This is a genomic window from Salmonella sp. 32082101201600294FB01SM01, assembly GCF_017572865.1.
GTDB classification, from domain to species: Bacteria; Pseudomonadota; Gammaproteobacteria; order Enterobacterales; family Enterobacteriaceae; genus Salmonella; species Salmonella enterica.
Genome location: NZ_JAGESB010000001.1, coordinates 724,064 through 739,591, shown reverse-complemented (window position 1 = coordinate 739,591; position 15,528 = coordinate 724,064). Strand labels below are relative to the sequence as shown.

The window sequence follows — 15,528 nt, the reverse complement described above, 5'->3', positions numbered from 1 at the left end:
ACAAGTGTTTATTTTTTCCGACTATTAACAGAGAGAATATTATGAGCGTTGTGCCTGTAGCCGACGTACTCCAGGGCCGTGTAGCCGTTGACCAAGAAGTCACCGTGCGCGGATGGGTGCGTACCCGCCGAGATTCAAAAGCTGGCATCTCCTTCCTCGCCGTTTATGACGGCTCCTGCTTTGATCCTGTACAGGCTGTCATTAATAATTCTCTGCCCAATTATAATGAAGAAGTATTACACCTGACGACAGGCTGCTCCGTGGTAGTAACAGGTAAGGTTGTCGCGTCGCCGGGACAGGGGCAAAGTTTCGAAATCCAGGCTACGAAAGTAGAGGTCGCAGGCTGGGTGGAAGATCCGGATACCTACCCGATGGCGGCAAAACGCCATAGCATTGAGTATCTGCGTGAGGTCGCGCATCTGCGCCCGCGCACTAACCTGATTGGCGCGGTAGCGCGCGTCCGCCATACTCTGGCGCAGGCGCTGCATCGCTTCTTCGATGAGCAGGGTTTCTTTTGGGTCTCTACCCCGCTGATTACCGCTTCCGATACCGAAGGCGCTGGTGAAATGTTCCGCGTCTCAACGTTGGATCTGGAAAACCTGCCGCGTAACGACCAGGGCAGGGTAGATTTTGACAAAGACTTTTTTGGCAAAGAATCATTCCTGACCGTTTCCGGCCAGCTCAACGGTGAAACGTATGCCTGTGCGCTGTCCAAAATCTATACTTTTGGGCCGACCTTCCGCGCGGAAAATTCCAACACCAGCCGTCACCTGGCGGAGTTCTGGATGCTGGAGCCGGAAGTGGCGTTCGCCGATCTGGAAGACAACGCCCGTCTGGCGGAAGCCATGCTGAAATATGTCTTCAACGCGGTTCTGGAAGAGCGTGCGGATGACATGAAGTTCTTTGCCGAACGCGTGGATAAAGACGCTATCGCTCGTCTGGAGCGTTTTGTCTCTACCGACTTCGCTCAGGTGGATTACACCGATGCGGTCGCCATTCTGGAACGCTGTGGTAAGACATTTGAAAATCCGGTGTTCTGGGGCGTCGACCTCTCTTCCGAACACGAACGCTATCTGGCGGAAGAGCATTTCAAAGCGCCGGTAGTGGTGAAAAACTATCCGAAGGAAATTAAAGCGTTTTACATGCGCCTTAACGAAGATGGCAAAACCGTGGCGGCCATGGATGTGCTGGCGCCGGGAATCGGCGAAATCATCGGTGGTTCCCAGCGTGAAGAGCGTCTGGATGTGCTGGATGCCCGTATGGCCGAAATGGGGCTGAATAAAGAAGATTACTGGTGGTATCGCGACTTGCGTCGCTACGGTACTGTACCGCATTCCGGCTTTGGCCTGGGCTTTGAACGCCTTATCGCTTACGTCACGGGTGTGCAAAACGTGCGCGATGTTATTCCGTTCCCACGGACCCCACGCAACGCCAGCTTCTGATTTTTACGTCACACTCAAGGCCAGCTATGCTGGCCTTTTTTTTCGCCTGAATGTCAGTTTTATTATCAATAAGTAAATAAATTTAATTACAACCCTCTGAATTACCACATCTTGTTACTGTATATTTCACGAAAATATTTACACATAAAAATTAATCCTTAATTTTATTGCGGATTAGATTTTTCTGCTCTAATAGCACAATTTTTCACCACAATTTCGGACATTAAGACTTCTAAATGGCTATTTTTGTGAAATAGCTCGTCTGCTGCTTTTTCAGGCACAACGGTGTTGCAAACAAATAAACGCAATAAAATCATAGCGATAAAATAAAAACGATCAAATCAAAGCGAGAACTCAGGGGAAGTTTGACGTTGTTCACAAAGTTCCGAAAAAATAACATTTGTTTACATATTTTTTCCTTTTGAAACTAAATCTTTATATTTGTATCACTTTCACGGTAGCGAAACGTTAGTTTGAATGGAAAGATGCCTGTCAGACACATAAAGACACCAAACTCTCATCAATATTTCTGTAAAGTTTTATTGACGGAATTTATTGACGGCAGTGGCAGGTGTCATATAAAAAAACCAATGAGGGTAATAAATAATGATGAAGCGCAAAATCCTGGCAGCGGTGATCCCTGCCCTGCTGGCTGCTGCAACCGCAAACGCAGCAGAAATTTATAATAAAGATGGTAATAAGCTGGATCTGTACGGTAAAGCCGTGGGTCGTCACGTATGGACAACGACCGGCGATAGCAAAAATGCCGACCAGACTTATGCCCAGATTGGTTTTAAAGGGGAAACGCAGATTAACACCGATCTGACCGGTTTCGGTCAGTGGGAATACCGTACTAAAGCAGACCGCGCTGAAGGCGAACAGCAGAACTCGAATCTGGTCCGTCTGGCTTTCGCGGGTTTGAAATACGCGGAAGTGGGTTCAATCGATTATGGTCGTAACTACGGTATCGTTTACGATGTTGAATCCTATACCGATATGGCCCCCTACTTCTCCGGCGAAACCTGGGGCGGCGCCTATACCGATAACTACATGACCAGCCGTGCTGGCGGTTTGTTGACCTACCGTAACTCTGACTTCTTTGGTCTGGTGGACGGTCTCTCTTTCGGTATCCAGTATCAGGGTAAAAATCAGGACAACCACAGCATTAACTCTCAGAATGGCGATGGCGTAGGTTACACCATGGCATATGAGTTCGACGGCTTTGGCGTCACCGCAGCATACAGCAACAGCAAGCGTACTAACGATCAGCAGGATCGCGATGGTAATGGCGATCGCGCAGAATCGTGGGCCGTTGGCGCGAAATATGATGCAAACAACATCTACCTGGCTGCCGTATATGCTGAAACCCGCAATATGAGCATTGTTGAAAATACGGTTACCGATACCGTGGAAATGGCAAACAAAACGCAGAACCTGGAAGTGGTCGCTCAGTACCAGTTTGACTTCGGCCTGCGTCCGGCAATCTCGTATGTGCAGAGTAAAGGTAAGCAGTTGAACGGCGCCGACGGCTCGGCCGATCTGGCGAAATATATTCAGGCGGGCGCGACTTACTACTTCAACAAAAACATGAACGTATGGGTTGACTACCGTTTCAACCTGCTGGACGAAAACGACTATAGCTCCAGCTACGTTGGCACCGACGATCAGGCGGCTGTCGGTATTACTTACCAGTTCTGATCAGCAGACCCCTTTGTTTTATGCCTCAAAAACAGGACTTCGGTCCTGTTTTTTTATCTTTCTTAGAGAAAATGTGCGTCTTTCAAAAACAGGCGGGCTTTTTAGCGCTAACGGTTGGCATTTTGTAAATCTGCCGTTAACCTGATAGCGGATTTCCCTTCTGTAACTATAATGGAACCTCGTCATGTTTGAGAACATAACCGCCGCTCCTGCCGACCCAATTTTGGGCCTGGCCGATCTGTTTCGCGCCGATGACCGTCCAGGGAAAATTAACCTTGGCATTGGCGTATATAAAGATGAAACCGGCAAAACACCGGTGCTCACCAGCGTTAAAAAAGCCGAGCAGTATTTACTGGAAAATGAAACGACGAAAAACTATCTCGGCATTGACGGGATTCCGGAATTTGCTCGCTGTACTCAGGAACTGCTGTTCGGCAAAGGCAGCGCGCTGATTAACGATAAGCGCGCACGCACGGCGCAAACGCCGGGCGGTACCGGCGCGTTACGCATTGCCGCCGACTTTTTGGCAAAAAATACTCCGGTAAAACGGGTGTGGGTGAGCAACCCCAGCTGGCCGAACCACAAGAGCGTGTTTAACGCTGCCGGCCTGGAAGTTCGGGAGTACGCTTACTACGATGCGGAAAATCACACGCTGGATTTTGAAGCGCTACAAGCCAGCCTGAGCGAAGCACAGGCCGGCGATGTGGTTCTGTTCCACGGTTGCTGTCATAACCCAACCGGCATTGACCCTACTCTGGAACAGTGGCAGGTTCTGGCTGAGCTTTCCGTTGAAAAAGGGTGGCTGCCGCTATTCGATTTCGCTTACCAGGGCTTTGCCCGCGGCCTGGAAGAAGATGCGGAAGGTCTGCGCGCCTTTGCCGCGCTGCATAAAGAGCTTATTGTCGCCAGCTCCTACTCCAAAAACTTCGGCTTATATAATGAACGCGTCGGTGCCTGCACCCTCGTGGCTGCCGATGTGGAAACCGTGGATCGCGCTTTTAGCCAGATGAAATCCGCCATTCGCGCTAACTACTCCAACCCACCAGCGCACGGCGCGTCCATCGTCGCGACTATCCTGAGTAATGACGCCCTGCGCGCTATCTGGGAACAGGAACTGACGGACATGCGCCAGCGTATCCAGCGTATGCGTCAACTGTTCGTGAATACCTTGCAGGAAAAAGGCGCGAACCGTGACTTCAGCTTTATTATCAAGCAGAACGGGATGTTCTCATTCAGCGGACTGACCAAAGAGCAGGTGCTGCGTCTGCGTGAAGAGTTTGGCGTTTATGCCGTGGCTTCTGGTCGCGTGAACGTGGCGGGCATGACCCCGGATAATATGGCGCCGCTGTGCGAAGCCATTGTCGCGGTACTGTAAAAAGCTGCCGACTGGCGTGACCGATAAAAAAGCCTGCACATTGCAGGCTTTTTCATTCTGCTTACCAGACCGGCATCTCATCTTGCAAGAAGGGATTATGCAGCCGCTCGTACCCGAGCGTAGAGAGCGGGCCGTGGCCAGGAATAAAGGTCACATCATCGCCAAGCGGCAACAATTTACGCTTAATGGCGTCAATCAACTGGGTATGATCGCCGCGAGGAAAATCGCTGCGCCCGACGCCACCTTTGAAAATCACATCGCCGGAGATCAGCAGTTGCGACTGTTCATCAAAGAAAACCACGTGTCCCGGCGTGTGTCCCGGACAATGTAACACCTGTAACGTCACATTCCCTACGCTGACGCGATCGCCGTCGTTCAACCAGCGATCAGGCGTCAGCGGCTGACACTCATCCAGACCAAACATGCGGCTTTGCGCCGGCAGTCCTTGCAGCCAGAACTCATCTTCTTTTTCCGGACCGATAACAGGAACGCCGTAATGCTGCGCCAGTTCACTCGCCGCGCCGACATGATCGAGATGCCCATGCGTGAGTAAAATTTGCATCAACGTCACGCCGCTGGCGTCCACTTCCTGTTTAATTTTTTCCGCGTCGCCGCCCGGATCGACCAGCGCCGCCAGCCGGGTTTGTTCGCACCAGATTAATGAACAGTTCTGGGAGAACGCGGTGACCGGAATAATACGATAGTTCATACTGCTCCTTTGATTAAGCCTCGCTGATTACCAGTGCCGCGCCGGCCCGGTATCAATATGCACAAAGTTACTACGTGGGTAATATCCTACACCACCTGCGCGCATAGATAACGCCGCTTTGCGAATATTGCTCAGCGCCACGCCCTCAATATGAAAATCCATCGCCTGCCCTTTTGTATGGTAGCTTTTTTTCGCTACGCCGCTGCTACGGGCGCGTAATTCATTATTGGTATCAAGAGAACGGTAGCCCGAGATGAGCTGCACAGGTTTACGCGTCCCTAACAGCCCCTGAAGTCGGTAAAGTTGGTCAAACAGGCGGGGATCGATTGATCGGACTTTATTCGCGCGATAGTCACGGAAAAAATGGTTTAACTTTGCTAATTCATCCTGAATGTAGGCTCTTCCATCGAAAAACTCCGCCTTGATTGACTCTCCGGTATGGAGATTGTTTAACGTCAAAATGCGCGGGCGTGGGGTCGAGAGTGTGGCAAACGCTGGCGCGGGCAGGATGGCGGCGCCGAGAGCGACACCACCAAGCGCCAGCAGCTTGCGGCGATTAGCGTCAAATTTGTCCATGATAATCAGGTCTACAGGTCAATGTTATCGTTAATACACTTCTACCTTTAAGCAGACATGATACCGGCTGGCACAGACTTCTGAACGGCCCGGTCGACTTAAAGGTTGTTGTATATGCACTTCTGGCGCACGAAAGGCACCTTAACTGCCGATAAAGCCCGCGTCAAGATGGCCCTCCCCCAGCCACAACGGGGGGTCTACAGCGAAACGCCCCGTTGAAGCCAAACATTAGGACAACATATTTACCAGAACTTCTTCATTTACCTGATTAATTGTTCAACCTTTGGCACAATTTGTGCGCTGGATCGCGCTGTGAGATCGTAATTGTAAATATCTGTACGATATTGCATACGTCCATCTGCGCCGACAAACGCGGTCAGATAGTAAAGATTTACTGGAATGTTCTGCCGGATATTGACATACCGCGTGTCGCCTTGCTTCAGGGCGCCTGAGATCCGCGCATCGTTCCAGCCAGCATCCTGCAAGAGCATATTCGCCAGTTCAGAGGCCTTATTGACCCGCACGCAGCCGGAACTTAACGCCCTGGCGTCACGCTGAAAGAGATTATGGTTGGGCGTATCGTGCAGATAGATAGCATCTGAACTCGGCATATTAAATTTATAACGCCCCAGCGAATTGTGCGCGCCTGGCGCCTGCTGGAAACGGAACGGAAGATTCGATGGCGTAATGGTGGCCCAGTCAACCTGCCACGGATCGATCGCTTCTTTGCTGTTCCAGCCGCGCATCACGGTGTAGCCATGGCGCTCCAGATAGCCTGGGTCATTCCACACCTTCGGTAAAATGTCTTTACGCGCAAGCGTGGGCGGAACGTTCCACGGCGGGTTCACCACCACATTATTCAGCGCGCTGCTCATCATCGGCGTTTTACGGTCAGGACGCCCGACGATCACCCTCGAAGCCAGCACCTGGTTGCCATTCTGATAGTAGACCAGCGAATAAGCGGGAATGTTTACCATAATACCGGTAGAGAGTTCCGCCGGCAGCAGGCGTAAACGTTGGATATTCAGTGCCAGTACGCCTGCGCGTTGCGCGGGGGTCATATTAAGCCAGTTACGCGTCGCCGGGCCAATAACGCCATCCGCCCCCAGCCCTTGCCATGCCTGAAAACGCTTTACCGCCTCGACCAGTTCACGATCGTAGGCGCGTGCCGCCGGAGCCGACTTACTACGGCGGGCCGTTGGTTCGTCGACCGGCTGCGCCACCGATGTTTCGACTACCGCGGCGGAGGGGCTGACGACGGCGCTATCAGCAGTGTTATCGCCGGGTAAGGCTATCTTTGGACCGCCATCCAGCATCCCCGTACGCTGTAATATTTCGCGCAGCGCAGGCACATCGTTACTCCATTGCCCCGGGCGCAGCGTCGCGGTATTGGTCAACTGCGGCCACGGGCGAGAGTCCGCCACCAGCTTCAGCAGCGCGTCATGCATGGGCGCATACTGTGGATGCTGCGGCGCCAGGCTGGCGACAAACATCGGCAACTGCCCCTCTTCCAGCGCGATTTGCCACTGGTTAATCACCGAGACTGGCGGCGTCGCCAATGCGTAAGGTTTGTTGCTATATAACCAGCGCTGGCCTTTGACGGGGATATTCGCAATGAAATGGAGATAGCCCATCATGGCGTCTGACAACACAACATCGCGCGCCATACCGTTTACGGCGGGATCGGTCAACAATGCCACCCAGGCGGTAAACTGCGGCTGGAATCCGGCAATCGCCACCTCCGCCAACTGTTGCTGGAAGGCTTTCACCGCATCGCGATTATCCCACATGGGCTTCATGTCGCGCGCGGCATACAGCAATGTCAGCTGGCTCATATAGACCGGCGTATAGCCGGAAGGAAGCTGCGACTGTAAATCAGCCCGGACTTTCTCGGCTGAAACGCCCTCCGGCAGCGGCTGAATCCCGGCCATAATCGCCGTCGCGGCGGATTGCTTCTGCGGCCCAGCCTGATCCGTCGCGGCAACGGCGCTATCGCCAGGTATCATTTCAGGCTCATCGGCCTGCGCATTGAACAGTGGAGCGAATGTTACGGCCAGGCATAAACTGATTGCCGACAGACAACGACCACACATCTTATTAAGCAACATCCCTTGCCCCCTGTTTTCGTTATCATACTCCGCATGACTGTGCTGCCCGCAGCGCGGGTCAACCGCAACCAATGCTTTTGTTTAGTATGACGAGTCAGCCTGCTCACTCGTCAGGCTTAACTCCAGTATATAAAGTTCGTTACGTTTTTGCCTAACCTAATGTAAAGAAGTTTAAAGAAAATGCACTACCCGGAGAGATTTTTCAGATAAAGAAAAAGGCGGCTTTCGCCGCCCCAGGCTAATGATAAAGCAGAACTTGTTGCGCCGGATGGCAGCGTAACCGACTTATCCGGCCTTGCCTGATAAGCGAGGCGCCATCGGGCACTTCATTATTTCTGCCGTATTTAACTCGCTTCTGAAGGCGTATCTTCCGTCTGCGTACCGGGAAGCGTTTCCGGAAGCTGCGGCGCAAAGCCACGCAGCCCGACAACATGAACATGCTCAGTATTCTGAAACACTTTACGCACCAGCTTATAGGTCGTGCCCTTCTCCGGACTGATGTTTTCCGGCGCGGCGATGATGAGCTGCATCTGCAAACGTTCGCATAGTTCAAACAGCGTGGCGATAGAGCGCGCATCCAGACGCGCCGCTTCATCGAGGAACAGCAGGCGACATGGCGAAATATCTTTCCCGCGCAGTCTGCGCGCTTCGTCTTCCCAGCTTTGCACCACCATCACCAGAATTGACATCCCGGTCCCGATAGCTTCACCCGTGGATAGCGCGCCGGATTCCGCACGCAGCCAGCCGTCGGACCCACGGTTAACTTCAACTTCCATTTCCAGATAGTTACGGTAATCCAGCAGCTCCTCGCCGATGGTCTGCGGCGTGCGTTGCCCCATATCGATCTGCGGATTCAGGCGCTGGTACAGTTTCGCCAACGCTTCGGAGAAGGTCAGACGATTGCTGTTAAACAGATCCTGGTGCTGCTCCTGCTGTTCTGAAAGCACATCCAGCAAGGTGGCATGCGTTTCACGCACGTTGACGTTTAACCGCACGCTATTCACCTGGCCAAACGAGACGCTTTGCAACCCCTGGTTCAGCATACGGATACGGTTCTGCTCACGCTGGATAGTCTTGCGGATAATGTTTGCCACGCTGCGGGAACTGATCGCCAGCTTTTGCTCACGCGATGTCAGCTCTTCCGTCAGACGGCTCAGCTCAATCTCCATTTGTTCAATGGCTTCAACCGGATCGTCGGTACGAATAATATCCTGACGAATACGTTCGCGCAGATGCTGGTAAACGGCCACAAAGAACTGGATTTTACGTTCCGGGCGTTTCGGATCTTCCGACAGACGCAATACGTCGCGCAGATGTTCGTTATCCGCGACGGCCAGGCGCAGCGCGCCCAACGCCTTATCCGACATGGAGCGCAGTTCATCCGCCGACAGATAAGCCAGCTCACGACGGTGCAGACGGCGTTCCACGCCATTGTCTTTCACCATCCGCATGACTGCGCACCAGCCGGCTTTCGCGGTTACGACCTGCTCGCGCATTTCATGATAATCGCGCTCCAGCTTGCGCAGCTTACGGGTCAGGTTCTCCATCTCCGCTTCGCAGAAGGTGAGCGCTTTCTCAAGCTGATTGCGACGCGAACGGTTATTGCTCAACTGAGCGTGCAGTTCATCGCGACGCTGGCGAGCGCGCTCTTCCGCCCCGCTATCGGCGCGAACGCCAATATCCTGTAATTCGCGCTGCAAATCGTTAAGCAGCTCTTTTTTCGTGTCGTAAGAGCTTTTTAGCGAGGCCAGAACCTGGCTGTACTGACTTAACTGCGCGGCATGGCTGCGCAGCGCTTCGCGGGCGCGGGTACGCTCGGCTTCCGCCTGCTCCAGCCGCTGGCGCAGCTTTTCGTTGAGATCGCTGTTGCCGCTCAGCATTTCCGCCGAGTCGGAATAGCTGAAATGCGCCCGACGTTCGACGACTTCAGCCAGCGCAAAAGCCTGCTGGCGCGCGTCGCGCTGCATTTGCTGCGACCATGCATAGTCTTCTTTTAACTGCTCAAACTGTTCCGGATCGCTTTGCAGAACGGAAACCACCGGCTCCAGTTTGGCTAACTGGTTGCCATATTGCTGCACAAATCGCGCCGCTTCCTGCGCCTCATCCAACCGTTCCTGAATTTCATCGACCCGATCGGCCAGCGTTTCATCGGCCAATAAATTCAGCCGCGGCAGCAAACGGTTAAGCGCGGAAACGCCCTCTTTCGCCTGCTCAAACTGAAGGCGCTGCTGCTGGTTGTCGCTTTCATGCGTCGCCAGCGCGCGCTCCAGTTCGACGCGACGCCCGTTCAGTCGGCGAATTTCCGCTTCCGGATCGTCCTCAAAAGCAACGGAAAGGTGGCTGCCGATAAAACGGCTGAACGCCTGGTGCAAACGCTGGGTTTTCTGAACGTCAAACGAGAGCGTGGCAAAGCGCTCGGAAAGCACTTCCCGTTCCGCATGGAGACTTTCAATACGGTTCTCGCGCGCCGCACGGCCAAAAATAGGCAGCGACGGGAAACGCGAATAACGCCACTGACGGTCGGCAATTTTCACGACCACCGCCTTTTCCAGCTCGTCAACGCTGAATACGCTGTCATCAAAAGACTGCGGATCGCCTTCGATCAGGTACAGATCTTCCGGGCAGTCGGTCAGACCTTCAAGCTGTTCGGCTATTTGCGATAAATCCGGTACGACGATCGCATGGCGCGACGGGCCATACAGTGCGGAAAAGTACGGCGCATCTTCAAGGCTGACATCATCGTAGATTTCCGACAGCAGTACCCCGCCAAAACGCTCCGCCAGCGCATTCAAACGCTGGTCTTCCGCGCCGCCCGGCTGGCTTAAACGTTCGATCTCTTCATCAACCGCATTTTTACGCGCGCCCACTTCGTCGCGTTCGACAATGGCTTCGCGCTCACGCTCCAGTAGCTGTTGCAGGTATTCGGTCACTTCCTGGCTGGACGTAAACTCCTCGCCGCACTGTTCGCTAAGCTGGTTAAGGCTGTTTTGCGCCGCCAGCCAGACAGGAGCGCGTTGCATCAGATGCTGGATACGGGATTGCAGCTGCTCCTGCTCCTGACGCAAGGCCATACGCTGTTCGCTGGCTGTCGATACGCTATCAGACAAGGACGCGATGCGGGCTTCCAGCTCCTGATGCAGCGCTTCCAGTTCGTCAATATCAAAATTTTTGCCCTGTCGCTTACAGAACTCAGCCAGCAGACGTTCCGCCTCTTGCTGCTCGCGCAGCCGCTGTTCCAGTTCGCTCAGGCGCATCCGCAGCGGCTGTACCTGTTCCGCCAGATGACGCTGGTTCACGCCGTCCCGTAACAGCTCGCGCGCCACGTCCCAGGCTTCGCTACGTGCCAGCGGGCCGTTGATCGCCGCCACCAGCTGGTAAGCCTGCTCAAACTGACTGTGCGCGGTTTGCGCCACGCTCATTTTTTGTTCCAACGACAGCAGTTTTTCCGTAGCTTCCTGCTCTTTTGCCTGGAAAGTATCCAGCCATTCGGCGGCGCTTTCCGGCGTTAGATCCGGCAGATGGCAAAGTTCTTTAGCGCGGGCGAGCGCTGATATCGCCTGGTTATACTGAATCGCGCGCGTTTGCTGTACATCCAGCGCCTGCTGGTAATCCGCAAGCTGGCTTTTGAGTTCATCGACTTCCAGCTCGGCGGCTTCGGCACGCGCTTCATTTTCGTCCTGCATTTCGGCGGCTTCCGCCACCACTTCATTTTGCTCTTCGAGTCGAATCTGCAGCTCTTCAAGATCCGCTTCGTAGCGTTCAATTTTTTCCTGCTGGCGCAGCGCGGTTTGCACCAGATTCAGGTGATCGCTCGCCGCCTGGTAATCCGCCTCAAGAGAACCTTCGGCGCCGTTATGTTCGCCCAACTCACGGGCCATATCGACGTGCTTATACTGCTCTGCCGCCAACTGCTTGCGCGATGTGTACAGTTCGCGTCGAAACGCCAACGCCTGATCAAGGTGAACCCGACGCTCATTGGCGTGGCGCATATAATCCGCCGCCACATAATCGGTGGCTTCGCTGATCAAATGCTTAAACAGATCGCGATCGGATTGGGTAACACGAATCGCTTCCAGCGTGAGTCGGTTCTCGCGCAGCGCCGCTTCCATATCCTGGAATGCCTTGCGCACGCCGCTGTTTTCTGGCAATAAATAATCGCGCAGCGATCGGGTAATGGCGCTGGAGATCCCGCCGTACAGCGAGGCCTCTATCAAACGATAGAATTTACTACGATCGGAAGCGGAGCGCAGACGACGGGCGATAATCCCTAAGTCAAACATCAGCGAATGATAATCGGTGATGGAGTTAAACTGCTTAAACTGCACGCCTTCCATCTCGTCAAGCTTGTCTTTCAACTCAGCAAGCGACAGTACGCGCGCCTGACGTTCGTTTAATGTCTCCGTCACCAGTTGTGTCGGCTGTACCGACATCGGCAGCCCCTGGATAGCAAACGGTTTGATGTCCACTTTGCGATCGCGCCCAGCGACCTGCTGCAGACGCACGCCGACCACCACCCGCTGATGGCGGGAATTAATGGTGTCGAGCATGGAGTAACAGACGCCCGCCTTCAGCTTACCGTGCAGACCTTTATCGCGCGAACCGCTGGTGGCGCCGGCTTCCGTGGTGTTACGAAAGTGCAGTAATGTGAGATCCGGGATCAGCGCCGTGACGAACGCCGCCATCGTCGTGGATTTCCCGGCGCCGTTGCCCCCGGATAACGTCGTGACCAGTTCATCCAGGTCAAAAGTGCGGGCAAAAAAACCGTTCCAGTTAATCAGCGTTAGCGAGCGAAATTTACCGCGTTCAATCATTATTCTTCCTCTCCACTGTCCGGCTGATTCTCTTCGGTCTCATCATTAAGTTGCAGATGGTTTTCAATGGGCATCGCTTCCCCGTCGCGGATGAGACGACGCTGCGCCTCGCGAGGATCGTCGCCGGCGCGGACATCCGCGCCAAAGCGGAAGACCGATTCGGTAATGCGGAATTTGCTGCTGTCGTGGCCCATAAACCATACCATGCCCAAACGACGCAGGCGGTTCAAAGAAGAACGCACCTTTTCCTGCAGTTTCTGACGATCAACGTCAGATCCCGTCGAGCGGTTATTCACCAGCTTTAGCAGTTTGGCTTCGTCCGCAAGGGTAAGCAGCTCGTCGTACAACTCTTGCTGAGTAAAGATCCCTTCGTTGGCCAGACGCTCCGGGCTAAGATAGAGGTAGCAGAGAATTTTACCGACCATCATATCCAGTTCGGATAACACCGAGCGCGGGATAAGCGTGGTAGAACGCGGACGCAGGTAGAAGAACCCCTCCGGCGCGCGAATCAGTTCCACGTTATAACGCGCGTAAAACTCTTCCAGGTATTCCTGAAAATCCATCAGAAAGGCATGATTATCCAGTTCGTCCAGCCCGATGTGGCGGCCCGAACGTAATGCGCTATCCAGCGCCGGAAATAACGGATTCGCCAGCGCCTGCGCCAGCTTAACCGGCATCACTTGTTCAATATTTGTCAATGACATGCGCCTGTACCTTGGCTCCGTAATCATTAATCGGCTGCCATTTGGCTGGCAGTCCGGTGAAATCTGCTTGCGCTACGCCAAGACGTACCGCTTGATCGATAACAATACGCGCCACGTCGAAATGACGCGCGCGCGGGTATTGCGCCAGATACTCGCGCACCACCAGCCCAAGATCCAGTGGCGTTTGTCTGGTTTTGTAGATAGCCAGCTGTTCTTCAATGATGGCCGCTAACTGCTCGCGGATCTCGTTAAACTCTTCATATTCCAGATCCGGCGGCAACTCCCCGGTGACTTCATCGTCACGCAACGCCATCTCTTCATCGCGCATATCCAGCAGACGATCGGCATTCGCGTAGGTTAGCGCCCACGGATCGTCAAAATAAGTCTGCACGGACTGGCGCAACCGCTGGGCGAAGACACGGTTTTTATCCATATCGATCGCGGTACGGATAAATTTATGCACGTGACGATCGTAGCCGATCCATAAATCAATAGACTGTTGACCCCAACTGATAATGCGGTCAAGTTTACTTTGTAAGTCAAACACCAGCCTGTCGACAAAATGCAGATCGTCGTGCGTCATCGTGGCATCCTGAATGCGCAGCAGGTTAGCCTGCAGCTTATCGCCCGCCGCCTCCAGCGTATCCTGCAATTCGCGCAGCGTACCGGACGTTTCGGAAAGCAGCAGTTCACAGCTGGAAATCGCCGCCCGCCAGTCTTTATTCAGCAGTTGTGCGATATCGTCTTTCACCTGCTGCTGCTGTTCATCCATGATGCGCTGGGTGAGATCGATACTGTCGAAAATCTCCGCCACCGAATATTTCAATGGCGCGTAAACGTTGCGATGCCAGTGGAACTCATCGCCACCCTCCGCTGCCGCATCCGCCGCGCGCTTCAATTCGCCGGCCACAATCGACAACTGCATAGAAAGACGCAGCGTAGAGAATTCGCGTTGACGAATGTAGTAATCGGTGATGCCAATCCCGAGCGGGGTTAATCGGTAAATCGCATTGCCTTCCGCCTGCTCGCTGGTAAAGCGGTTCAGCAGACGTTGACGCACCATATCGTTAATCGCGTTGTTCGCGCGCACGCCGATGGTTTCGCTGGTTTGCTCAAACGCATCACTCACATGGCGGAATGCATCCACCAGCTCACCTTCACTCATCTCGCCGTCAAGGCGTTCGCCGTTCAACGTGGCGACCGCCAGCAGAAAGGAAAGTCTGTCTACCGGCAGCGAGATGGAAAAGTCGTTTTTTCTGGCCCAGGCAACCAGTTCGGGGACTGTCTGGGAAAATTCACTCATAGGTTATCCTTGCATCTGCGGCTAGCGCCGGGCTTTTAATCGCGGTGACATGAATGTAGCGCCCAAGGCTAATATACGGCTCCTGGCGGCAATAACGCGTTTCCAGTTCGACCAGGGTCTCATAACAGTCACGCTGCTGGTGTTTTTCACGCAGATAATCATGAAACACACGCACGCCGGTTTTACCGGTAATCTGCCAGCCAATCGCCTCCAGCCACTGGTACACCTGCGCGGGGTCGCGCGGGTAGTCAGGCGACAGCGTGCGCTTCTTGCGTTTAGGCATCCCCGCCTGCACGTAGTCAAAATTACCCGCCACCATATTGTGCATCAGCAAACCGTTAGCGTTATAGAACATCAACGACAGCGCGCCGCCAGGGCGCAATACTGACCAGAGCGTTTCTAATACGCCGACAGGATCGGCTACCCACTCCAGCACAGCATGAAACAATATCAGATCAACCGGGCTTTCCAAATGCGAAGCGACGTCCTGAGCCGGGCATTGTATAAAATGCATGTCTTTGCTCACACCTTTTGCCTCGGCCGCCTGCCGCGCGCGGGCGATCATTTCGCCAGACAGATCGCATAACGTCACCTGATGGCCGCGTTCCGCCATCTTAATCGCCGTTTGCCCTTCGCCGCCGCCGGCATCCAGTACCCGCAGTTTTCGCCCGCCAATCTCCTCCAGCACGCGATCCAGGTCTTGCCACAGAATGGCTTGCCGTAGTTGTCCTTTGGTCGTGCCGTAAATGTTACGGGAAAACTTTTCAGCAATGTCATCAAAATTGCGATCCTGCATCGGACT

Annotated in this window: 10 protein-coding genes; 3 read left to right on the top strand and 7 right to left on the bottom strand. The window is 53.9% G+C overall.

Features of this window, described 5'->3' with window-relative positions; translation table 11 throughout:
* The first annotated feature begins 41 nt into the window (after positions 1-41).
* The 3 genes from asnS to aspC all read left to right on the top strand — a co-directional run bounded on the left by asnS (position 42) and on the right by aspC (position 4,515).
* Positions 42-1,442, top strand: coding sequence for an asparagine--tRNA ligase (asnS, locus tag J4645_RS03495; protein ID WP_000117870.1), 1,401 nt, complete (start codon positions 42-44; stop codon positions 1,440-1,442).
* Between the two features lie 606 nt (positions 1,443-2,048).
* Positions 2,049-3,140, top strand: coding sequence for a porin OmpF (gene ompF, locus J4645_RS03490; RefSeq protein ID WP_023215055.1), 1,092 nt, complete (start codon positions 2,049-2,051; stop codon positions 3,138-3,140).
* A gap of 184 nt (positions 3,141-3,324) precedes the next feature.
* Positions 3,325-4,515, top strand: a complete 1,191-nt coding sequence (gene aspC, locus J4645_RS03485; protein WP_000462656.1) for an aspartate transaminase — start codon at positions 3,325-3,327, stop codon at positions 4,513-4,515.
* A gap of 61 nt (positions 4,516-4,576) precedes the next feature.
* Here aspC and J4645_RS03480 read toward each other — a convergent pair whose 3' ends face one another.
* From J4645_RS03480 to cmoM, 7 genes are all read right to left on the bottom strand, one after another.
* On the bottom strand, positions 4,577-5,224 hold the full coding sequence (locus J4645_RS03480; protein WP_001109471.1) for an MBL fold metallo-hydrolase: 648 nt from the start codon (positions 5,222-5,224) through the stop codon (positions 4,577-4,579).
* A 27-nt stretch (positions 5,225-5,251) separates the two neighbouring features.
* A complete protein-coding gene (locus tag J4645_RS03475) occupies positions 5,252-5,800 on the bottom strand; it encodes a YcbK family protein (RefSeq protein WP_000357052.1) in 549 nt (182 codons plus the stop codon).
* Positions 5,801-6,060: 260 nt separating this feature from the next.
* Positions 6,061-7,908, bottom strand: a complete 1,848-nt coding sequence (ldtD, locus tag J4645_RS03470) for a L,D-transpeptidase (RefSeq protein ID WP_023215057.1) — start codon at positions 7,906-7,908, stop codon at positions 6,061-6,063.
* A 344-nt stretch (positions 7,909-8,252) separates the two neighbouring features.
* A complete protein-coding gene (gene mukB, locus J4645_RS03465; protein WP_000572744.1) occupies positions 8,253-12,719 on the bottom strand; it encodes a chromosome partition protein MukB in 4,467 nt (1,488 codons plus the stop codon).
* Positions 12,719-13,423, bottom strand: a complete 705-nt coding sequence (gene mukE / locus J4645_RS03460) for a chromosome partition protein MukE (RefSeq protein ID WP_000060024.1) — start codon at positions 13,421-13,423, stop codon at positions 12,719-12,721. The genes mukB and mukE overlap by 1 nt, the downstream gene beginning before the upstream one ends.
* Positions 13,404-14,726, bottom strand: a complete 1,323-nt coding sequence (mukF, locus tag J4645_RS03455) for a chromosome partition protein MukF (RefSeq protein ID WP_001288828.1) — start codon at positions 14,724-14,726, stop codon at positions 13,404-13,406. The genes mukE and mukF overlap by 20 nt, the downstream gene beginning before the upstream one ends.
* A complete protein-coding gene (cmoM, locus tag J4645_RS03450; RefSeq protein ID WP_001154025.1) occupies positions 14,719-15,522 on the bottom strand; it encodes a tRNA uridine 5-oxyacetic acid(34) methyltransferase CmoM in 804 nt (267 codons plus the stop codon). The genes mukF and cmoM overlap by 8 nt, the downstream gene beginning before the upstream one ends.
* Positions 15,523-15,528: the final 6 nt, after the last annotated feature.